This is a genomic window from Arcicella gelida, from assembly GCF_034931025.1.
Taxonomy (GTDB): domain Bacteria; phylum Bacteroidota; class Bacteroidia; order Cytophagales; family Spirosomataceae; genus Arcicella; species Arcicella gelida.
The window spans coordinates 36836-59796 of record NZ_JAYGIL010000038.1 but is presented as its reverse complement, the minus strand read 5'-3'; the positions used below and the strand labels follow the sequence as shown (position 1 = coordinate 59796).

Sequence of the window (22961 nt, the reverse complement as noted above, 5' to 3'; positions counted from 1 at the left end):
GTCAAATAAAATTGTATTTTTTTAATAAATCACCGTAAGTGAAATGAAAAATCCACCCAGAATATGAGTGGATTTTATTCTAAATCAATATCGAAAAACAATTTTCAAGGGAAGCCTAATTAAGATATCTAATTAATCAAAAAAGCCTCAATCTTTCAAGATTTGAGGCTTTTTTATTGACTTTTTTTGAGAAAAATCTATTGAAAAAAAACCTCCGTTCAATTCTGATGATTAGTCATGAATCGAACGGAGGTTTTGAATAAGTATTTATTTAGGCAATTACTACAGCAATGCCTTTTTCAACATCTTGCTCAACTGTTTTATACTTGATGTTTTCTTTGATAGAACCATCACGGTACTGAACAGTTACTCTTTGATTACGGTCAGCAATTTTGATTGCTTGGCGTGGAGCAACTTTTTCAACTATTTGTGTACTTGGGTCGTGATAATCATTTTCGTCACCTCTTCCACCTGCTAAACCGCCTAAAAGAGATGAAATTGCTTCATCTTTTTGTACTTGTAATTTAGGTTGTTGAGCTTGGCGAACTGGAGCTGCCGGAGCAGATGCTTCTTGAATTTCTGGCATATCAGCTTTCATCAAGAAACTTACTGTATCTAAATTGATTCTGCTCAAGAAACGTTCAAACAATTTAACAGCTTCAAATTTATAAACTAACAATGGATCTTTTTGCTCATAACTTGCGTTCTGAACCGATTGCTTTAAGTCATCCATGTCTCGTAAATGCTCTTTCCATTCTTGGTCAATCAAACTCAAAGCGATTGATTTTTCCATTTCCTGAATTAACTTACGGCCGTTAGTATCAAGTGTTTCTTGTGCATCAGCAAATAATTGTGAAACCATTGAACCACTTACTAATGGTACTTGCATACCCGCATAGCCATGAGTGATTGCTTCTTTAGCAAAAGCTACTACTTTCTCTGCTAAACCTTTGTTTTTAACATGGTAATGTTTTTCAGCAGCATCATATAAACGAGTGGTACGTTGTTGTGTATTAAGCTTTCCGATTTCTTCACGAGTAAACGGAGGTTCGATTCCCAAAATATCAATACAACGTAATTCTAATTCATCATAACTTACATTGTTCTGAACAATTTCAGAACAAACATCATACGTATTATTGGCAATATCCAAAGCTAAACGCTCGCCGAAAAGTGCATTTTGGCGACGCTTATAAATGGCATTACGTTGGTAGTTCATAACGTCATCATATTCCAAAAGACGTTTACGAATACCAAAGTTATTTTCTTCTACTTTTTTCTGAGCTCTTTCTACCGAAGAAGTAATCATAGAATGTTGAATTACTTCGCCTTCTTCCATACCCATTCTGTCCATTACTTTTGCGATACGGTCTGAACCGAATTTACGCATCAAGTCATCTTCCAATGAAAGGAAAAATTGAGAAGAACCAACGTCACCTTGACGACCCGCACGACCTCTCAACTGTCTATCAACTCTTCGTGATTCGTGTCTTTCAGTACCAACAATTGCCAAACCACCTGCTGCACGTGCTTCTGGCGATAATTTAATATCCGTACCACGACCAGCCATGTTCGTTGCAATTGTTACTTTACCTGCTTGACCAGCTTCAGCAACGATGTCAGCTTCACGAGCGTGTTGTTTGGCGTTCAATACATTGTGTTGAATTTTACGAATCGTAAGCATACGGCTTAATAATTCAGAGTTATCAACCGATGTAGTACCCACCAACACTGGGCGACCAGCATTCACTAATTCTTGAATTTCGTCTGCTACGGCATTGTATTTTTCACGAACAGTTTTGTAAACTTTATCTTCGTGGTCGAAACGAGAAATTTTACGGTTTGTTGGAATCGTAACAACGTCTAATTTATAAATTGTCCAGAATTCACCTGCTTCTGTTTCTGCTGTACCCGTCATACCACAAAGCTTGTGATACATTCTGAAGAAGTTTTGTAAAGTAATTGTTGCATAAGTTTGCGTAGCATCTTCGATATTTACGCCTTCTTTTGCTTCAATCGCTTGGTGCAAACCGTCTGAGTAACGGCGACCTTCCATGATACGACCTGTTGATTCATCAACGATTTTTACTTTACCATCTGTTTCGTCAACGATATATTCAACGTTTTTCTCGAATAAAGTAAAAGCTTTCAATAACTGACTAACCGTATGAATACGTTGGGTTTTGGCAGAATAATCACGGATTAAGGCTTCTTTCTTAATCAAACGCTCTTGTTCGGTGATGCCAACTGCATTTTCAATTTGATTTAAATCAACAGAAAGGTCAGGAATAACGAAGAAATCAGGATTTTCAACCATGCGAGTCATAAAGGTTAAACCTTTTTCCGTCATCTCTACTTGGTTGTTTTTCTCTTCAATCGTAAACATCAACGGTGCATCTGCTTCTGGCATTAATTTTTGATTATCAGCCAAATAGATATTTTCCGTTTCTTGTAAAATCTGTTTGATACCCGTTTCAGATAAGTATTTAATTACTGGTCTTGCTTTTGGCAAACCTCTAAAAGCACGGAAAAGCGCTAAACCACCGTCTTTTTTATTACCTGCAGCAATTAATTTCTTAGCTTCTACCAGAAAATCTTGTACCAATTTCTTTTGTTGTTCTACCATTCTAGCAACCAAAGGATTGAAAGCGTCGTATTCTTGTTCGTCGCCACGAGCCATTGGTCCACTGATGATTAACGGAGTACGAGCATCATCAATTAACACAGAATCGACCTCATCGACCATTGCAAAATGGTGCTTACGCTGTACTTGTTCTTCTGGTGTACGTGACATATTATCACGTAAATAATCGAAACCAAATTCGTTATTTGTTCCGTAAGTAATATCTGCCAAGTAAGCCTGACGGCGTTCTTCTGTATTTGGTTCGTGCTTGTCGATACAGTCAACAATTAAACCGTGGAATTCAAAAAGAGGAGCATTCCATTCAGAGTCACGTTTTGCTAAGTAATCGTTTACGGTTACTAAGTGTACGCCTTGTCCTGCTAAAGCATTCAAATAAGATGGCAAAGTCGAAACCAACGTTTTACCTTCACCCGTTGCCATTTCGGCAATTTTACCTTGATGAAGTACAACACCACCAATTAGTTGAACATCGTAGTGAATCATATTCCACTCGATTTCATTACCTGCTGCAAGCCATTTATTATGCCAGATGGCAGTTTCACCGACGATTTCAACGTTTTTCTTTTTAGCAGCGATAAATTTATCATGAACTGTTGCCGGTACTTCTAATTTTTTATTTTCGGTAAATCTTCGGGCAGTTTCCTTCACAACGGCAAAAGCCCTAGGAAGTATTTCAAGAAGTACTACTTCCAATTGTTTGTCACGATCGAGCTGTAATTTGTCAATTTGATTGAAAATCGTTTCTTTCGCATCTACAGACATTTCTTGATTTGCTTCTACTTCTAATTTTAAATCAGAAATGTCAGCATCAATTTTAGCAAGGTTTTTCTGTATAATAGCCTTTAGGTCAGCGGTTTGCTGGCGAAGTTGTTCGTCAGAAAGATTTCGAAGTGAAGCAAACTCAGCATTGGTTTTAATCACATAAGGCATCAGTTCTTTGATGTCTCTTTCTGATTTTGTACCAAACAGCTTTGTAACTGCTTTAGTGATTGAATTTATCATTGTGTTGGGTTTTAATCATTTAGAAGTAATGATTGAATTAATTTCATCAATCATTTGTATTACAAACTAAAAATAGAATACTTACAAATTTAGTTCATTCAATGCTTTTAAAAACAATTTCCTTGTAATAATATTGCAGATTGCTACTTTATAAAGTTGGAAAAACATTTGTAATAAAAATAATGTCTTTATAATCAGGAGTTTAGATGATTTCTCTTTTGTTTCTAATTCATTATGCTAAAATGAGCTTTATTCAATTTTTTTAAGAGTAGCAAATATTAACTAAAAGTATAGTTTTAAAAAGGATTTTATCTATATTTAACCTTTGATATAAAACAACAACAAGTAATGGAACAATTAACTCCACGTCGTCGCCCACCTCGCCCGAAATTAAAAATGCCTTTAATTGGTAATATGCTCGGTGGTTCAGGAAATTCTTCAAGTAAAGATTCGAATATTTTATCGGGTAAGTTAACACCATTAATCATTGCGGCTGTCGTGATTATATATGGAATTGATTACGTCAGAACAAAAAATGATACCAAAAGAGTGTATCAAGGTGTTTCTGATATCCAAGAGATGGCTTGGGAAGGGAAAGTTGCCAAAAAATGGGTGAATATTATTCCACCCAATAATGAAATTCACTATGTTGTTCAATTAATTGATGCCAAAGGAGAAGTACAAACAATAGATTTGGGAAATGACAAGGCGAATCTAGGTGATTTTGTCATGCCTAAAAATACTTTAATCAAAAAAGAAGGTAGTTTTGATGTAACTGTTAAAAGGTATTTTAAAAACGATACAACAATTACGTTGAAATATTAGCTTTGAGTTTCAAGCAATGAGCTACGAGCCTTGTTTTTAGCGATTTACTGTGAGCCTTGAGTTTCAAAAAAAGCTCACAGCTCAAGGCTAACAGCTTACAGCTAATCAAAATAAACTTCTTTGTTAGGATTATCTTTGTATTCAAACATCAATTTAATTTGAGATTCAAGGTTTCTTGGTTCTGACAAGGGAGGAAGTTTGTCTGATGGGAAGTATTGGATGTCAGAAGTTTCCATGGTGTTTTGCGAAATCTCTCCGCCAATTTTCTCGCAAAGAATAAAGAGTTTATAAACATACCAAGCTTCTGCTGGATGTGGATGATTTTTCTTATCCATCACTGCTAATAGTCGAATCGTTTTTACATCAATTCCTGTTTCTTCTTTTACTTCTTTCACAGCAACTTCTGAAGGAGTGTAACCAACATCAGCCCAGCCACCTGGTAAGGACCAACGGTCATCTACTCTTTCCTTGACCATTAGAATTTCATTCTGATCGTTAAATACAACGACACGAACATCCACTTTGGGAGTTTGGTAGCCATCTCTTTCTTGAGTGAACAAAGCACCAATTTTTTCAATAGGTTCGTCAGAGAGTTTACTTAGAATTTGAACACTAAGGTCAGATAATTCCTGATAACGGTCTTTATCATAAGGACTTTCGGTATAAAATAATCCAGCCTGAGCAATTGCCTGAATTCTTTTTGCCATTGCTAGCCATTCTGTGTTTTGCATGTGGGAGTAAGGGTTTGTTTTAGGCTATTTAAATAAATATTTGTTTTTGATAATAAGCCGTTGTTTAATTATTGCTATTAATTAAACATACTACAACTTTTACCATCATTTCTTTTTCTTCTGGTTTACTTTCAGCAATCATCAAAGTAAGTGCTACTAAAGCATTATCTGCAATACGCTTAGTACCATTTGAATGATATAATAGTTTATTCCTATCTAGAAACCAAACAAATAGAAAGGCTGCTATTCGTTTATTTCCATCACTAAATGAATGATTCTTTACAACAAAATACAATAGATTTGCGGCTTTTTCTTCTACGCTTGGGTATAACTCAATTCCACCAAATGATTGATAAATGGTAGCAACTGAACCTTTAAATGAATTGTCTTTTTCATTGCCAAACAAGGAACTACTTCCGAACTTACTTCCTAAACTTCTGATGGCAATTATTGCTTCTTCATAGGTAATTGTAAAATGTTGTTCTGTGGATATATTTTCAACAGTAAGTATTTGATGGTCGTATTTATCAAGAATATCTAAAGCATAAGCAAAATCTGTGATAACTTTAAGTAAGCCAGTAGCTTCATCAGCAGATAATTCTTTGTTTTGTAAAACATTTGCTAATAAACTAACCGTATGCCGAAGATTCTCATACTGTTCAATTTTGATTTTATCCTTAATGGCATAGCCTTTAACTAAGTATTGTTTTAAAACTTTATTAGCCCAAATTCTAAAGTCTGTACCTTGTTTTGATTTTACTCTATAACCTACTGATATTATTACATCAAGGCTGTAAAATGATACTGGTTTATCAGAAAAAGCAATGTGCATTTTTTGCACATTGCTTTTTTCATCAAGTTCATTCTCTGAAAAAATATTCTTAATATGTTTGGCAACGACAGAACGTTCTTTATTGAAGAGTTCTGACATTTGAGCTTGAGTAAGCCAAACGTTTTCATTTTCTAATTGAACGTCCAAAGATGTTTGTCCATCCTCAGTTTCGTAAAGTATGATTTCTCCTACATTTTTCATGGTGTAAAGATGATTTGTTGAAAGCTACAATTTACAAGATTTTAAATGATAACACATTTTAAGAAGGTGTAAAATCAATAAGGATTAGCCAATCGACTAATCCTTATTGATTTTAATCTTTAATTCGGCTTAGGAGCTTTATAGTTTAAAGGCTTCCAAGTATTATTTTTTGAATTGAAGTCTGGGAAAACGTGGTCTGGATCTATCGTTACAGATTTTAACGGTAAGTTAGTTGACGTTTTGAAAGTCCAAGTGCCACCTCTTTGCCAAATTTCTACAGGTAATGTTACTCTTTCTTTTGTCCCGCCTACCATTTCCATTTCTACAACGGCTGGCATGGCTAATTTTTCTAAATTTTCAATGATGATGATTGCACCATTCTTAGGATCTTGTTCTATGTACTGCACATCTTTTACAGATTGGTCAAGTTTCCAAGTTTCATAAAACCAACCTCTCCAGAACCAAGATAAATCTTCGCCAGCAGCATCTTCAATTGTTTTAAAGAAATCGTAAGGTGTTGGATGTTTGAAAGCCCAGCGTTTGATGTATTCACGGAAGGCGTAATCAAAACGGTCTTGACCAAGTACTTGTTCACGTAAAAGTTTTAAGCCAATAGCTGGTTTATAATAAGCTTCATAACCCAAGCCATTTGGTTGGATTACATCAGGGATATTCATGATTGGCTCGGCAGATTCTCTGAAAAGTTGCTTCGACATTTGGTGCATGTCCATTTTATTGCCTTTGTATTCTCCGCTGTTAAAATTATCGGTAGAATAAAAGTTGATAAAAGTATTGAAACCTTCATCCATCCAAGCAAATTTACGTTCGTTAGTGCCAACTATCATTGGGAACCAGTTATGTCCAAATTCATGATCTGTTACACCCCAAAGACTTTCGGTTTGGTCACGCATTCCACAGAAAATAATCCCAGGATACTCCATTCCACTAATTGAACCTGCCACATTTGTTGCTACTGGATAAGTATATTCGTAAAGCCATTTAGAGTAATATTCAATAGAGCCTTTTACATATTCAGTTGAACGAGACCAAGCTTTATCTCCAGCTGATTCTGCGGGATATGCCGACATCGCCAAACACTTTTTGCCACTTGGTAAATTAATTTTTGCGGCATCTATAATAAATGACTTTGAACTAGCAAAGGCTACATCACGAGCATTATTACAACGGAATTTCCAAGTAATTTTTCCTTCTTTTTTAGGGCGAGAATTAGGGTTTCCTACTTCATCTTTCCCTAAAATAATAACTGTTTTATCACTATTCGAGGCTTCTGCAAAACGCTTAATTTGCTCTGATGTCCAGCATTCATTCGGATTTGTTAGTTCACCAGAACCTACAACAATATGAGAAGCAGGAACTGTGATGGCATATTCAAAATTTCCATATTCTAAATAAAACTCGCCAGCACCCAAGTATGGAAGTACATTCCAGCCTTCGATATCATCATAAACTGACATTCTTGGATACCACTGTGCCATTTCATAAATCGTACCTTGATTTACTTCTTGCGTTCCCATTCTATCTGAACCATATTTTGGAATTTTGAAAGAATATGAGATTTTTATTTTCGTAATTCCTGTACGTTCAATAATTGGTGAAGCCAATTTGATTTGCATACGAGTATCATTCACATAAAAATCAGCAGGTTTTCCGTCAATTGTTACTGATTTTATTTGATAACCACCTTCAAAACTTGTGTTTCCGAAACGTCCGCCGTTGATAGGAGTAGTGAGTCCACCACGAGATTTTGTATTGAATTGATTTTGGTCTAATTGTAACCACAAGAAATTCAGCTTGTCAGGAGAAGCATTTTTATAAGTAATTTCTACATCGCCTTCTACCGTATTTTTTTCATCATCTAATGCGATGTTGATTTTATAATCAGCTGAGTTTTGCCAGTAAGTACTTCCTGGAGAACCTGTTCCACTTCTGGTTGGAGTAGAAAGCGTATAATTGAACAATGGATTGAATAAATCGTATTGACTGTAATTTGATTTTTGTTGTGAAAACAGATTGCCTGAACTCAAGAGTAAGCAAACTGCAAGGAGTGTTTTTTTCATTTTTGATGAATTGTGGGAAATTTATTGAATAGTTTATAGCTTAAATATAATTTGAAAATCAGCTGAAAGAATTTAGCTTTTCTTTCATTTTCTTACTTAATGGAATATCAACATAGTTTGTAATGAGCGTCGCTATGAGTATCGTAATTGGTAAAGTTATCAATAGGGCTGCAAGCCAAAAATTGAGATGAAGTTTATTTACTAATATTGGTAACAAAAATTGTAACGAAATGTATTGATGTGTAAGGTATAAAGCAAAGGATATTTTTCCCAAAAATAAAGTCAATTTAGAAACGATAAAATTTAATTTATGATTGACGAAAAGTATAAATAGTGTAAAGTAAAGACAAATCATTATAGCATATTCTTGATGATTGATGAAATGATGAGATCTGCCAGAATGCTCAAAAAGTAGAAATTGAGCAATCAAGCATAATATTATGATGCCATAATTGCTAATCATCTGTTGATTGTTAGTATAAATTTTATAAAATACAGTTCCAGCTAAAAAGAGAGGAATGTAAGGTAATAATGGAATCGAATACAAGATTGCTTTTACAATGCTATGATTTTCCCAGAAAGAAGTGAGGATTACGATTGATATTGAAGTGATTAACCCTAAAATATTAAGCAATTTCAGCAAGTTGAATTGATATAAAATAAGTATCGAAATATAAAAAATCATTTCAATAATCATTGTCCAATAAGGCCCGTCAAGGTCTGGAATACCTAAATAATATTGAAACATTGTAAGATTTCCTGCATAATTCAGAAATTCTTTGATGAGACTGAAATCATGTTTGAGTAATAAGGTTTTGCAGAGAATCAGCAAGAAAGTAAAAGTAACAGCACACCAATAAGTTGGATATAATCGACTTACTCTGTTAATGATAAAATCTTTACTTTTTGAAACTCTGTTCAAGCTCATGAAAATTACAAAGCCGCTGATGATAAAAAACAAATCAACACCAGTTGTACCTAATTTGAACCCCCATTTAGACTCTTCTCGTCCCATTGTAAAGTGAAATAGAACAACAGAGAGTGCTGCGATGCCTCTCAATGCATCAAGTTCAAGAAATCTATTATTAGTGTTTTTTGTAATTATACTTGAATCCTTACTATTATTAACAATCATTATTTAATTTATAAATGGGTTATATACTGATTTGCTTTTATTACTATTTACCTTTTGTAAGCAAGGTATTTATTATTCTTGCTTGAAGCAATTTTCATAATTTCTTTTTTTCTTTTAATATCTTAATCGTAATATTGCGATTAAAACAAATGATTCATAATGGGAGCAACTAAAACAGACCATTTTACCGAACGCCAAAATCAGTTGGCAATACTTGCCAAAGCGATTGCACATCCTGCTAGAATCGCTATTTTGGATTATTTAATTAAAGTTGATTCTTGTATTTGTGGTGATATTGTAAATGAATTGCCACTTGCACAACCAACTGTTTCTCAGCATTTAAAAGAGTTGAAAAATGCTGGATTGATAAAAGGAGATATTGAAGGAAACGCCATTTGCTACTGTATCGACGAAAATACTTGGAAGCAGTTTCAAGATGTTTTAAATGCTTTTTTCGATGGATATACGCCAAAAACTAAATCTTGTTGCTAAAATTTTAACCTTAATTCTTATTAAAATGTATTCTTCAATCAAGCAAATATGCGATGAATTAATCAATTCATTTGATGCTATTCCAGAACAAAGAAAATCTTTACTTTTAAAAATTAGTAAATACATTCAATCAAAAAAAGAGGCAAATTTACCGATTTCGTTGGTATATGTTTGTACGCATAATTCAAGAAGAAGTCATTTAGGACAAGTTTGGGCAGCAGTTGCAGCATCTTATTATGGAATTGATAATGTAAAAACGTACTCTGGTGGTACAGAGGCAACGGCTTTTAATATCAATGCAATTAATGCTTTAAAAAGAATGGGTTTTGTTATCGAAAGTGATGATAAAGAAACTAATCCAGTTTACACTGTTCTGTTTGGTGTAAACGAAAGTACTAAGTGTTTTTCTAAAGTGTATAATAGCGAAGCGAATCCTAAAGAACATTTTGCTGCTATCATGACTTGCTCGGATGCAGAAGAAAACTGTCCTTTTATTCCTGGAGTAGAATTGAGAATTGGTACTACGTACGACGACCCTAAAGCTTTCGATAATACACCTTTGCAAGATGCAAAGTATGAAGAACGCTCTCGTCAGATTGCCCAAGAAACTCTTTTTGTTTTTTCAAACATTCAATAAATAACGCCTGCTTAATTCAATTTAGCTTTTTTCGGATTAAAAATTGGGTAATTTATCGTGTTTTTCAGCATTAAGTATTCATTTTCTTCTTTCAGTTTTTGTGATAAATCTCATTTTCTTGAAAAGAATAATTAAATAAAGAATTTTTGTAAATTTGATTTTGGGCTTCATTAGAATTTGTGATTTAACTGATATTTGGAGATGATTTTTAATTGGATTGGCTTTGGGAGTGTTTTCTTTTTGCTTGGTTTAGCTATTTTCTTTCTCAAAAATCGGCATAATAATGCAGGAAGTAATCTATATTTAGGCTTACTTTTTTTACTTCAAGCACTCAGCAATTTTCATTTCTTTATTTTTCGTCTTTCAGATTTTATCAATCATTTTCCATATCTCATCCATTTAAGCGCTGGTTTTCGGTTTCTTTGGGGTGTTTTATTGTATTTTTTTGTCCAAACCTTTACAGGCAAAACAATAAAATATCAAGGTAAAACGCTCTTACATTTTATTCCTGCCATTGTTGCTACAATTTTCTTTTACGGAAAATTGTTTTTTATTCCTATGTCCGAAATTCAAAATTATGTTGATTTAATTAAAGCGGATAAACATCCTATTAACAGACCATACCATATCCTTTTATATCTTTCAAATGTTGCTTACTTGATTGCTAGTTTGGTCGAATTGCTAAAATACCGCTTGGCTTTAACGACTTATTTCTCGAATATCGAAAAACTAAGATTAGTTTGGCTCTTTAATATTTTACTTTTCTTGGTGATTTTCCATTTTGTTTTACCGCTTGGTTATGGATTATTAACGATAAAATTCTTTCCTTATGTGCCTTTGATGCAATTGCCTATTTTGAGCTTCGTAGCTTGGAAAGCCTACAGTCAGCCTGAATTGTTTAATACTTTGGAAACATTTTCGGAAGAAATGACGGATAAAGAAAACCGTAAGTTAGACGAGCAAAAAGTGCTTGTATCATTACCTGCTTTGGATGATAATTTTGCCAATACTTTACTTCATTTTATGCAAGAAAATAAGCCTTATCTGAATGCTGAACTTACGATTAAAATGCTTTCTGATGATTTAGGAATTCCGAGTTATCAATTGTCAAAAATCCTGAATCAACATTTTCAGAAGAACTTTTTTGATTTTGTGAATACTTATCGAGTAGAAGAAGCAAAGCTAAAATTAGTTGCCAGCGAATACGAACACCTTACTTTAGAAGGAATCGGCTACGAATGTGGCTTTAATTCAAAATCCTCTTTTTACGCAGTCTTTAAAAAATACGTAAATCAAACCCCAGCCGAATATCGCAAAGAAGTACTTTTAGCAGTTTGATAAACAAACTCACTCAAAAAAATAAAAAGTAAGAAATATTGATTTTAGGGAACTAACCATCGCAAAACCGCACTTCCATTCACTCATTCACTCATTCACTCATTCACTCATTCACTCATTCACTCATTCACTCATTCACTCATTCACTCATTCACTCATTCACTCATTCACTCATTCACTCATTCACTCATTCACTCGAATAAGTGCAGATTTATAAGTCTGGACTCCTTTATTTTTTAGTTTCTGTACCCTATTTCTACATTTGCCACAGTTAAATCAAAATCTAAATAGCGATTTTACTGAAAGCCCAAATCAGAAAATTGCTTTTCCTAAATTTATCTTCTTATGAAAAAACTAGTACTTTTCATTGGTCTATGCTTAATGATTTTAAGCTTTGGTATTCATCAGACTAATGCTACTCTTCTGACAAAAGCCGAAACGCCGTCTTTCTGGAAGACCAGTTTCCCACGTGGTATTAACTGGCAACGAATGACTGACGTTGGTATTTTGGTGGTGTCAACCGATGATGCTTTGTATGGTTTGAATCCTGAAAATGGACAAAAATTATGGCAACATGAATTCCTGAAAAAACTGAAAGAAGAGCGTTATGACCCAATTGAAAATACGCCTTTAGTTGCTTTGATTGACAAGAGAGGCTTGATGTCGATGGATCATGTTCTTTTGGATGTAGTTTCTGGAAAAGTGTTGTGCAATACAGGAGAAATGGGTTTTAGAACTGTAGAAATGCGTACAGAATTACCGCCATTGGGAGGAGTGCTTTTTCTAGGGTTGAATAAATACGGAAAGAAAATCATGACTTTAGTAGATGCTGGTGACGGTCATGCAAAATTTACACAAGAATTGAAAGATTTTGGCGGAACAGAGATGTTTGCAGGTCGCCCTTTTGTGATGGAAGGAGATATTTTAGTGGTAAGTAATAAAGCAATCTTTCGTTTCAATGGACAAACTGGTGAAAAGGTTTGGGAGATTGAACAAAAAAGTCCAAATGCTGAAGTCATCGTAGATAAAAATGCTGGCTTGGGTGCAAGTATGTCAAATTCTTTAAATCCTAAGTATCGTTACTTTACACAAATTCGCCCCGGTAGAGACAAAAATAGCTTTTTCTATACCAGTAAAAAGTATGTTAACAGTTTTGACTTTGCTACAGGAAAAGCCCTTTGGGCTGATCCTGTAAAAGTTGGGGGAGAAATTGTTGAAACGATTTATGACAATGGCGGATTTATTGTTGCCACCGACGACCCTGAAATCATTATGTTAGATTATCAGAATGGTACTCGTTTATGGGGAAAAGGACCGAATTTAAAAGGTACAATGTCATTTTATAATTACTGTGATAAGGGGCTTTTAATTTCGATGGAAAGTTCAAGAGGGAAAAACTCGCTCAGTATTTTAGATTTAAAAACGGGTCAACACGTATTTGATAAACCCAATAAAGTGGATGGACAAATTGTTGATTTACAACTAACACCCAAAGGTATTTTTTATCGCACTACAGAAGAAGTAAACTTCCAAAGTTTGGAAACAGGCAAAGATTTATGGGATAAATCGCTGAAGTTGAAAGAAGGAAATGTGGCTTGCCAGAAAGATTATTTACAATGGATTTATTCTGACAAGAAACTTTTTGAAGTAAATCTTCAAAGTGCAAGTATGAAAGAATTTGTTGCTGATAAAGTAAAACTGAATGAAAAAGAAGCTCCTTCAGGATTCCAAGTACGTAACGATGGTATTTTATTGACCTCTAGTCAGAATTTAGTGAAGTTTGGTTTTGCAGGAAATGTGATGTACAGCCAATATTTTCACTCCCCAACGGCCAGCACTGCTGGAAAGATTTTCGGTGGTATCATGGCCGTTGGTGGAACTATGTTAGCGGTTGCTGCTGCTGCAAATGCAGGTTATGCCAAAGGAGCAACGGCTGGTGGAGGTAGAACTTATGAGGTTGATAGCTATATTCGTCAACAAGAGCAAGCACAGCAAATGTGGTCTGCAGTAGCTTCTGCGGGTTTTGCCATGATGAACAAACGTTTCAAAGCTTCGGCACAAACAGAAAATTATCAAGCTATTTTAACGGATGATGCTAATGATGGTTCACAAAAAGGAGTCGGCTTAGTGAAAGTAAATAAAGACAATGGGAAAGTAGAAGCAGTCGTGATTTTAGGAGATAAAAAACCAGTTTATGATTTAGATGAAATTGGTGGATTGATGTATTATCGTTCAAAAGATAATGAGATTACGGCTTTCAAATTCTAAAAGAAATCAAAGATTAAATATTTAGTGGTTAGGTTTCTAAAACTCTCGCTCAATGGGCGGGAGTTTTTTATTGTGTAAAGTTAAAATTAGAAGAGTAGCGGCAATCCTTTATGGTTGCCGACGGGGTGATTTATTGGAAATGAGAACGGTAACTGCAAGAGTTCCGCTATGTGTTTTTTGTTTCTTTATTTCATTTCTTCAACAAATGTTTCTCAAAGAAAGAATCATTTTTCAAAGAGTATTCTAAGACGGCAGAGCTGTCGCCATACATTACTTGTTGGAAAGAAAGCATATTATGAAATTGCTTATAGTCCGCTTTCACGATGGTAGTTTGGGGTTTTGAAGGTAAAATACTTTTATAAACTTGATGTAAAGTTGGTAGAGTATTTATCAAGAAAAATGCTAATCCAATCCAATAGTAAAGCTTTTTTTGGGGAGCCTCTACAAAAACATAAGCAATGGCAACAGTCAAAATAAACATAGCAGGAACAGAAGCCCTAATGTTTAAATCATTAGCAATGCCGATTTGATATAAAGGTACAATCGTCAGAAAAAGTAAAGCAACGTTTACCATTTTCGTGAAGGGATGTTTGAACTGTTTGAGGAAAAAATACCAAATCAGGAAGTTGAAAACAATGTAAAACAGATAAGTCCAATACCATTTTTCTACGCCAGCTTGCCACATAAACTGAGTATTATCGCTGTTGACGCCTTGTGTACTTAGGAAATAAATAATCAGTGGAGTAAAACCAATGACCAAGGCTATTTTTTCAACAATACTTTTCAAAGTAAATAAATTCGACCAATTGTTGAGATAATAATACAGTACAAAAGGGAAAATCCCGATACTTGCCAATGGACTCCAATACATCGTTGCCAATAACATCAGTAACATTTCATCCAAATTTATTTTTTTCAGAAAGTTTGCTTCTAACATAAAACAAGCACCAAAGCAAGCAGGCAAAACATGTTGCGGAGCAAGGGCGAAGCCTTCCCAAAAAGGTGGTCTCATCAACCAAAAATCATTCAATTTTACATGATAAGGTGGATAAATATAAGTTTGGAAGTCTAGCCAAAGCATCACTTTGTACACAAGCCAAGCATTTGAAAATAAGATGATTACGCCAATGACAGATAGGCGATGTTTATCAAGAAAAGTAATAGCCCAAAGGAAAACCAAGAATGCACCTGTGGTACTCCAAGCCAAAGAAATATAGCGACAATATTCAATACCAATGACTTTGCCGAGTGCAGCAGTGGGAAGATAATAACCCAAATAATAGCACATATAGACCTTGAAATCAGGATAATACAGTGGCCATTTATTTTGGACAAGGTCACGATACTTTAGGTTATTCGCCATAAAATCAACAGTTTGCTCTCGGAATTCACCGATACCAACTAGTAGATTTAGTACTAAAGCCAAGAAAAAAACTAAGAAAACCGTAAGCCAAGAGAGAGGAGTTTTTAAGCGAAGAACATCGTCAGCCTGACTATTTTTCAGATAGTTAAATACAAAAATACTAATAATCATGCAGGCACTTATTCCAATTTCAGCCCTCAACCAAGTAAGTAAAAACAGGTAGTTTGGAATCAATAAATAGACCAGCGAACTAATTTTTAGGATTTTGATAATTTTCATGACGATAGGAAACAAGGATTATACCTTAAAATTAATCGTCAAGAATGTCTTTTCAGCATTTCGAGTACTTTTTTTATGAATTGGTGGAATGAGATTTCACTGAGGCTGCCTGTGGAGATGTGTAAAATAGCAAGGATAATTATTATCTTATACTGTTAATTTACACTATCTCTCGGAGGAAATGGGTCATTCCCATAACTATCTTTAGCTTGAATTTTGCCATCCTTTCCATGAATAATCAGTTCCGACTTATTATTTTTCGCAATATCACGAGCAATAGTCGTAGCATCTCTTTTAGTTTCAGTGATTGCGGTAAATCTATTATTTCCTTCACCTTTAACAGCCCATCCATTTCCTAATGGTACAACATGTTGATTTCTTTTTGCCATTGCAGTATCTATTTAAAAATTAAATTTAGAATTTTTTCAACTGATATGATAATTGTTTCATTGAATTCTTTATCTCCAAGATTTAGTTTATATCTTAGTTCAGGGCTCCAATAAGATATATTTGTCCACTCTTCTAAGAGTTCTAACTTAACGATGTAATCTTGTCCAGAATAAAAAAGTAATTTTTGAAGGTTATGATTTCTGATTTCTTTAATATTGACAATTTCCTTGCCTAAGGTGCTATCACTCACTGAAATATACATTTCAAATTCATTTTTAGTTTCTGGAAATCCTTCTTCAAATTGAAAAATTTTACAGATTTTGTATTTGAGTGCCAACTCTATTGAATAACCTATCAAATACAAGGACGCATCATACTTTGCTGATTCGCAAAGTAATTTAGAAGCATCTAATTTTTTAAGAGCAATTTCCTTTAAATGTAGTTTTGGAATCATTGATAAGTGTAATTACAGGCTTAATTTTATCAGTTATTACTTTCAAAAGCATCTGGATTTACTTTAGCTAAATTAGCAAAAAAATAGATTATCTAAAGAGCTAAAGCTCATTAAAGATTTAGGACTGTAACTAAATTGGAAATGTAAAATTGGTCTCAAGTAGAAACCAAATCCCATCAAAATCACGACCCAACCCATCAAAAAGACAGGACAAGCTATCTAAAAGAGTAGTCGTTCTATCTCTTTTGCGGTATTTTGCGTGAATTAGATGGGATGATGTATCTTTTTTGCGGGAAATTGCGTGAAAAAGGTAGGTTTTCCTATCTTCGAGATAGCTTTTTCTATCTTTTTGATAGATTTGAGGATTGAAAACCGAAGAAAACCGCAAATGGTAAATAGAAGCCTCTTTACTTTAAAAGATATTTTAATTCTACAAAAACTTTGAGTAGGGTTATTTATACTTTATTCTAAATGTCTTTTAGTATGTCACTTGTTAGTTTTGAAAAAGGTTTTTTATAATATTGCTCGTGATTAAATTCAACACCCCATAATAATGACTTGATTTCTTCATTATTAAATTCATGAAAATCTAAGCCATTGAACTGTTTATCTAATGATGTCAAAAAAAGGTCATTATATATTCGTTTTTTCCTTAAAATATCCCTTATGATATTTTTGTGTTGAGTAATTCTTTCTCTTAGATGTATTGCTTTAAATGTATCTTGAAACTCTTGTCTTTTGTTATTATTTCTACTAAACAATAACAAAAATTGAATAGACCTTATATTTGTAATGAAATCAGGACTATCAATGTTGATATGGTATTCATAAACATCATCTACATTAATATCAATGTGAGGATTAAAAAAATGACTATTATTATTAGACTTTAAGGAATTGCACACTTTGCAAGATGGTACTAAATTAAAGAAAGAGATAGCAAGGAAAGGATATTTTTCTTTAGGATAAACATGATCCCAATCAAAAGTTCTTGAAAGCTTTCCTTTACTATTTTGATAATGATAAGTATAATTTTCATTACAGTAAGGGCAAGTAAAAATGTCACTCTCTTTCGCTAAAACATCAGAGTTATAGTTGCTATTTAGGGTGTCATCTTTTTTTATGAAATAATTGTACAGGGTTATTAAGTTAAGTTTCCCACGTACACGTACTTTCTTCTTTTTAATATTCGTAGATTTTCCAACTATTGTTTCTTTTTCTTGAGCAGTTAAGTTATCATAATGGTTTTTAAGTTCTCGTAGTTTTTGAGGGGAGGCTTTGACAAGACTTTCAAGGGTATATATACCAACACTTGAAAAGTATTTTTTAATCTCTTTTTCAAGCTCTAAAATATTGTACTTTTTCCCTCTTGCTTTACAATAATTTACAATCGTAGCAGTATGTGTATCACAAAGTTGTGTTTTTCCTCTATAATCAGAATATGCTATTGATACCATGTCTAATAAATTTTAACCTAATTCAACTGTTTCAAAATCACGACTATTATTTTCATACCTTTCCAACATTTTTTCTAATTGATTACGAATAAGAGACTCTCCAATATTTGGTATAAATGCTTTGACATCTTCAATTGTAAAGCTTGATTCTTTTCCTTGTAGGAAAAGGATAGCTTGTTTTATCTTTTCAAATGCAAAAGCACTTATAAACTCATTTACGTAGAAATCATCTTCGAATAGCTCAAAAATATTTCCTCCTAATGTTGCTTTCTTAGATTGGACTACCTCACAGTTTCCTTTTTCATCTTTATTTAATTTAATAATATTATAATGAGGTATATCTGAAACAATAAATGGAGAATGAGAAGTAATTATTAATTGGAAAGATTTATTTAAACGTAGTTCTTTACTAATTAAATCAAAGAAAGTATAAAGATGATGAATATATTTTCTTTGCCATTCAGGATGGAAATAGGATTCTCCTTCATCAATTGATATAATTACATTTGATTTATTTGGGCTTTTAATAAGATGGGTAATTGCTGTATAAAATTCAGAAAACTGAGTAATAAAGGCTTCTTCTCCTGTACTTTTGGGATTAAGTGAATAGTTTAGTTCAAGAGGTATGTATCGAAAAATATCAAAGAGGAAAGATAAAAAAGCCCAAGCATTATAATTGATAGTTATGTTAATTGTTTGCTGGTCAGAAGTCTTATTTTGCGTTATTTGTATAGGTGTAATTAAACTCTTTAGCCTTTCCTTTTTTCCGTCAAAAGTTGAGAAATCACCTCTATCAGTGTTGTTCAGATAAGCATTAAAGAAATCTAATAAACTTTTTCTTTCTTTAGCTTTCGGATGGTTATAACTTACCATATCTAAATAGAAAAAAATTCTATCTAAAAGCCTTTTTTTTAAATCGAGTATTTTATGATTTTTTTGAATACAATCAGAATATGATTTGATTAAGTCATTCTTGTTATCTGTGATAGAATTCAAAATCATATCTAATGACTGCTCGTCTTCTTCAAACCAAATTGTAATTTGAGAAGGTATGGTAATATCCCCGATAATAGAGTATAAATTGTTTTTTGTTAATATATTTGCCCAATTTAAAAATTTAATTTGTCTTTCAAGCTTGTCTTTTTCATATAGTTTTAAAGGGTTAAAAACCTTGTAAGAAATTATACGGTTTTCATTATATTGTTTCTTGTGACTTCTTATATAGTTTTCAAGTTTATGTATATTCAGTGACTGCATGAATTGATATGATGCTGAACGATTAAGCATATTTGGCTTATCTTCATTATCTAAGTATTTATCATTTTGGCTTGAGAGCGTAGAACTGTAAAATATTAAATCAAAATACTTAAATGGATTCTCATATTTAATACCTCCCCAAATTACGTTTATAAAATCTAAAGATAAAGTGACTTTTTTTGAAGGAATATAGAAGTTATAGGATGTATTTTCTTCAAAGATTAATACAACACTTGGTTGATGACTAGAATATTTACCTGCTGATAGGTTATTTAGTAACTTCAAAAGCGAAGTTTTTCCAGAGCCATTAATTCCAACAATTCCAGTTATATTAGTAATAAAGGAATCATTTTTGAATAAATCAAAGTAGTTTTCTACTTTTTCTGTAGTGATAGTAAGAGAGCGTTTTTCTTCATTAAAAGAAAAATTAAATGTGTTGTTACTGCCAAAATTAAAGCCTTGCTTTTGAATTTGCATGTAGTTTTCAACCCAAATTGCAACTAATTTCTTTTTCATTTAATTGAGTAATAGATAAGTGTCACACGTATTTAATAAATCTACAAAAAGTGGTTTGATATTCCAAATTAGCTACCTTAACTAGATTGTCTCAATCCCATCAAAATCACGACCCAACCCATCAAAAAGACAGGACAAGCTATCAAAAAGAATCGTCGTTCTATCTCTTTTGCGGTATTTTGCGTGAATTAGATGGGGTAATTTGTCTTTTTTGCGGGAAATTGCGTGAAAAAGATAGGTTGTCCTATCTCGGAGATAGCTTTTTCTATCTTTTTGATAGGTTTGAGGATTGAAAACCGAAGAAAACCGCAAAGTATAATAGGGTTTATTTGGAATTGTCGGCAATCCCTTGCGGTTGCCGAATGAAAAGGTTTTGTTTTAAACAGCAAACGGTAACCGCATGGGTTACCGTTTTATTATGAGTCTTGGACAGGTTGGAAACCTGTGTTACTTATATTATTTGTCCCATTGCAGGGTCGGTGAAGCTTTCTTTGCCTGTTTCGATGTGTCCTGCGTAGCGTTGTTCAAAAGTATTATTACCTTCTATTTTTACGGCAAAATCGTACCAAGCGTGACTTTTACTGAAATCTAAAGCTACTGTTAGGCTTTTACCTTTGGCTAATGCTACTATTTTTTTGCCTGTTTTATAACTCAAATCTTCAATAATAAAACGTAGGTTTTGGGCTTCATTATTTTTCAAAATCAACAGACCATTACCTGTGAAAGTATTTTTAGTAAGCTGATTATTTTGGTAAGTCAAAGCCGTTTCAACATTTATTTGTGCATTGTTCAGTTTGAAAGACCTAAAGAAACCATTCGGCCCATACACTTCTATTTGGGCATTTTTGTCTGCCAATTCTGCTAATGACCAAGTATCTTTCAAGGTATCACCTGCCTTTACGGCATAGTTTCTGGTGCTGATTTCGTCTAAACCATTTTGTGTATAACGAGTATAAACCACAAATGCCGCTCCTGCTGATTTTGTGCCAAATACCTTATTTCCAGCCGAAAGTGTAAGTTCAAACGTTTTTTTATCGTTACTAAAATCAGCTTCTGCGTACAATTCATAAGGCAAAGCACAGGCTTTGCGAATGCCTTTTTCTTGCTTAGGCATCAAAGCTGAGGCATTACCCAAAGTATTGGCTTCTTTGATTTCTTCGGCAGTCAGAGCCTTGAAATTAGAAGGTACATTTTTGAATTTTGCTTTATGGACACTTTCTAAAAATGGCTCTTTTGCTACAAAAGTCGGAAGAACGATTTTTTCACCATTATAAGGTTTAAACACCGAAGTCAAATCACCACAAACGGTTCTTCTCCACTCCGAAATGTTTTCTTCTTTAATATTTTTCTTCGTTTTGTGGCTGAGGAATTTCTCTAAAAACTGCAAAATAGAAGTATGGTCAAAAATCTCAGAACAAACATTTCCACCTCTGCTCCACGGCGAAGCAATCAAAAGAGGTACTCTAAAACCCAAACCAATCGCTCCGTCACGAGTATCTTTTTCTGGGTTTTTGTAATAATCTCTTTTCTTTTCGTGAGCCAAATTTACTTGTTCTACCGACACATCAATGCCCGCAGAAACTTTTCCAGTATCAGGTTTTTGGTGATGTGGCGGAAGGAAAGGAGGGATGTGGTCGAAGTAACCGTCGTTTTCATCATAAGCCAAAATAAAAATGGTCTTCTTCCAAATCTCTGGATTTTGCGTAAGAATATCCATCGTTTCTGATAAATACCAAGCCCCATACCACGGTGCGCCGGGGTGGTCTGAAAAGTTTTCGGGGGCAACCAACCAAGTAACCGCAGGTAACTGATTATTAGCAACATCTTGGCGGAATTGATGCAAAACGTCACCTTTGGGTACTTCTAATTTTCGGGCGGTTCCGTTATCAGTGTATTCCAATGAAGTAAGTTCATGGAAATGTGGGTCGTTGCGGTTGTTGGTAAAGGCTTTTTGATGAATATTTTTCTGGAAAGTAGAAAGCTTTTCAAAGTTTTTAGGCGTGTAATTCACAAGGTCTTCCTGAGCGATTTTTAAATAGCTTTTCTTTTGTGCCAAAGCTCTTTCTGCTTTTTTCAAGGCTTCACTTCCTGCTTCCATTGTTGGGATTTCTGCCGAAAGCTTCTCAATTTCTTTCGGTAAAAATTTTACAACTTCTTGAATATAGCGATAATACTCTGGCGAGAATTTTACTTGATATTGCTCAAACCATTCAATCGGGTTGTCGGTGAAATTCGCCAACCAAGCATCGCCTTCGCCTTCTAAACCAGTAGGCAAACTGATTTCATTTTGGTAGATTTTCCAAGAAATACCGTTTTCTTCTAAACGTTCTGGAAAGGTTTTCCATTTTGCCCATTTGCCATAGTCAACGTCTTCGTTTTTCACATTCGCCTTTGAATCAAAACCTTGCTTTTCACGAATTGTCCCCGTCCATAAGTATAAACGGTTGGGAGTTGTTCCCGTTAAAGACGAACAAAAATTTTGGTCACAAACGGTAAAAGCATCTGCTAAGGCGTAGTAAAAAGGAATATCTTCACGGTTATAATAGCCCAAAGTTAAGGGCATATCTTTGTACTCTTTATGTCCAGATTGTTTTACATGAAGCCATTTATCATTTTTTCCGCCGTTCAAAGCATCCACTTGGTTTTCCCAAGAATGTGGCAAAGAACTCATCCAAGTAGCGTTTGAGTCACGTAGATTTAGGCGAAAAGGAGCAAAGGTTTGTCCTTTTTCATTTTGTTGCAACCACACTTTATTTCTACTCGGAAGTGTAATTGCACGAGGGTCGTTGAAGCCACGCACCCCTTGCAAAGTACCAAAACAATGGTCGAAAGAGCGGTTTTCTTGCATCAAAATGACAATGTGTTCGGCATCCCAGAAAGTACTTCCTTTGGCAGGATTAATTGCCATTGCTTTTTGAATTGAAGCAGGTAACATTCCCAGAAAACCAGCCCCAGAGGCTAATACAGGCGCTTTTTTGATAAACTCTCTCCTTGATTCCATGTGTTGATTTTGTAATTAGTTATCAGAATTCGGTCGTCGCTAATCGGAACAAATTCACAAA

At 34.0% G+C, this 22961-nt stretch carries 16 protein-coding genes; 5 read left to right on the top strand and 11 right to left on the bottom strand.

Annotated features, from left to right (window positions below; genetic code table 11):
• Positions 1–271: 271 nt before the first annotated feature.
• The gene (secA, locus tag VB776_RS21735; protein ID WP_323698976.1) at positions 272–3646 is read right to left on the bottom strand and encodes a preprotein translocase subunit SecA; all 3375 of its coding nucleotides are present in this window, start codon (positions 3644–3646) and stop codon (positions 272–274) included.
• A gap of 348 nt (positions 3647–3994) precedes the next feature.
• On the opposite strand from secA, the gene VB776_RS21730 reads away from it, so the two are divergent.
• Positions 3995–4471: a hypothetical protein gene (locus VB776_RS21730; protein WP_323698975.1), complete on the top strand. Its 477-nt coding sequence runs from the start codon at positions 3995–3997 to the stop codon at positions 4469–4471.
• Positions 4472–4572: 101 nt separating this feature from the next.
• Here VB776_RS21730 and VB776_RS21725 read toward each other — a convergent pair whose 3' ends face one another.
• From VB776_RS21725 to VB776_RS21710, 4 genes are all read right to left on the bottom strand, one after another.
• Positions 4573–5202 carry an NUDIX hydrolase gene (locus VB776_RS21725; RefSeq protein WP_323698974.1) on the bottom strand — a complete coding sequence of 210 codons (630 nt, stop codon included), beginning with the start codon at positions 5200–5202 and terminating at the stop codon, positions 4573–4575.
• Positions 5203–5266: 64 nt separating this feature from the next.
• Positions 5267–6235 (bottom strand): virulence protein RhuM/Fic/DOC family protein, encoded by a 969-nt coding sequence (locus VB776_RS21720; protein ID WP_323698973.1) that lies wholly within the window; start codon positions 6233–6235, stop codon positions 5267–5269.
• A gap of 119 nt (positions 6236–6354) precedes the next feature.
• On the bottom strand, positions 6355–8313 hold the full coding sequence (locus tag VB776_RS21715; protein ID WP_323698972.1) for a M1 family metallopeptidase: 1959 nt from the start codon (positions 8311–8313) through the stop codon (positions 6355–6357).
• Positions 8314–8371: 58 nt separating this feature from the next.
• Positions 8372–9448: an acyltransferase family protein gene (locus tag VB776_RS21710; protein WP_323698971.1), complete on the bottom strand. Its 1077-nt coding sequence runs from the start codon at positions 9446–9448 to the stop codon at positions 8372–8374.
• A 159-nt stretch (positions 9449–9607) separates the two neighbouring features.
• Between VB776_RS21710 and VB776_RS21705 the strand changes: the two genes are divergently transcribed.
• The 4 genes from VB776_RS21705 to VB776_RS21690 all read left to right on the top strand — a co-directional run bounded on the left by VB776_RS21705 (position 9608) and on the right by VB776_RS21690 (position 14183).
• The gene (locus VB776_RS21705; RefSeq protein WP_323698970.1) at positions 9608–9940 is read left to right on the top strand and encodes an ArsR/SmtB family transcription factor; all 333 of its coding nucleotides are present in this window, start codon (positions 9608–9610) and stop codon (positions 9938–9940) included.
• 25 nt (positions 9941–9965) lie between these two features.
• Positions 9966–10577 carry a low molecular weight phosphatase family protein gene (locus VB776_RS21700; RefSeq protein ID WP_323698969.1) on the top strand — a complete coding sequence of 204 codons (612 nt, stop codon included), beginning with the start codon at positions 9966–9968 and terminating at the stop codon, positions 10575–10577.
• 201 nt (positions 10578–10778) lie between these two features.
• Positions 10779–11915: a helix-turn-helix domain-containing protein gene (locus VB776_RS21695; RefSeq protein WP_323698968.1), complete on the top strand. Its 1137-nt coding sequence runs from the start codon at positions 10779–10781 to the stop codon at positions 11913–11915.
• A gap of 345 nt (positions 11916–12260) precedes the next feature.
• Entirely contained in the window at positions 12261–14183 is a 1923-nt protein-coding gene (locus tag VB776_RS21690) for an outer membrane protein assembly factor BamB family protein (RefSeq protein ID WP_323698967.1), read from the top strand.
• 190 nt (positions 14184–14373) lie between these two features.
• Here VB776_RS21690 and VB776_RS21685 read toward each other — a convergent pair whose 3' ends face one another.
• The 6 genes from VB776_RS21685 to VB776_RS21660 all read right to left on the bottom strand — a co-directional run bounded on the left by VB776_RS21685 (position 14374) and on the right by VB776_RS21660 (position 22900).
• Entirely contained in the window at positions 14374–15825 is a 1452-nt protein-coding gene (locus tag VB776_RS21685) for a hypothetical protein (RefSeq protein ID WP_323698966.1), read from the bottom strand.
• 155 nt (positions 15826–15980) lie between these two features.
• Positions 15981–16214, bottom strand: coding sequence for a DUF2188 domain-containing protein (locus tag VB776_RS21680; RefSeq protein WP_323698965.1), 234 nt, complete (start codon positions 16212–16214; stop codon positions 15981–15983).
• A gap of 8 nt (positions 16215–16222) precedes the next feature.
• On the bottom strand, positions 16223–16669 hold the full coding sequence (locus VB776_RS21675) for a HEPN domain-containing protein (protein ID WP_323698964.1): 447 nt from the start codon (positions 16667–16669) through the stop codon (positions 16223–16225).
• A 467-nt stretch (positions 16670–17136) separates the two neighbouring features.
• Entirely contained in the window at positions 17137–18126 is a 990-nt protein-coding gene (locus VB776_RS21670; RefSeq protein ID WP_323698963.1) for an HNH endonuclease, read from the bottom strand.
• A gap of 12 nt (positions 18127–18138) precedes the next feature.
• Entirely contained in the window at positions 18139–19899 is a 1761-nt protein-coding gene (locus tag VB776_RS21665; protein WP_323698962.1) for an AAA family ATPase, read from the bottom strand.
• A gap of 451 nt (positions 19900–20350) precedes the next feature.
• Positions 20351–22900, bottom strand: coding sequence for a phosphocholine-specific phospholipase C (locus VB776_RS21660; protein WP_323698961.1), 2550 nt, complete (start codon positions 22898–22900; stop codon positions 20351–20353).
• Between the last annotated feature and the right edge of the window lie 61 nt (positions 22901–22961).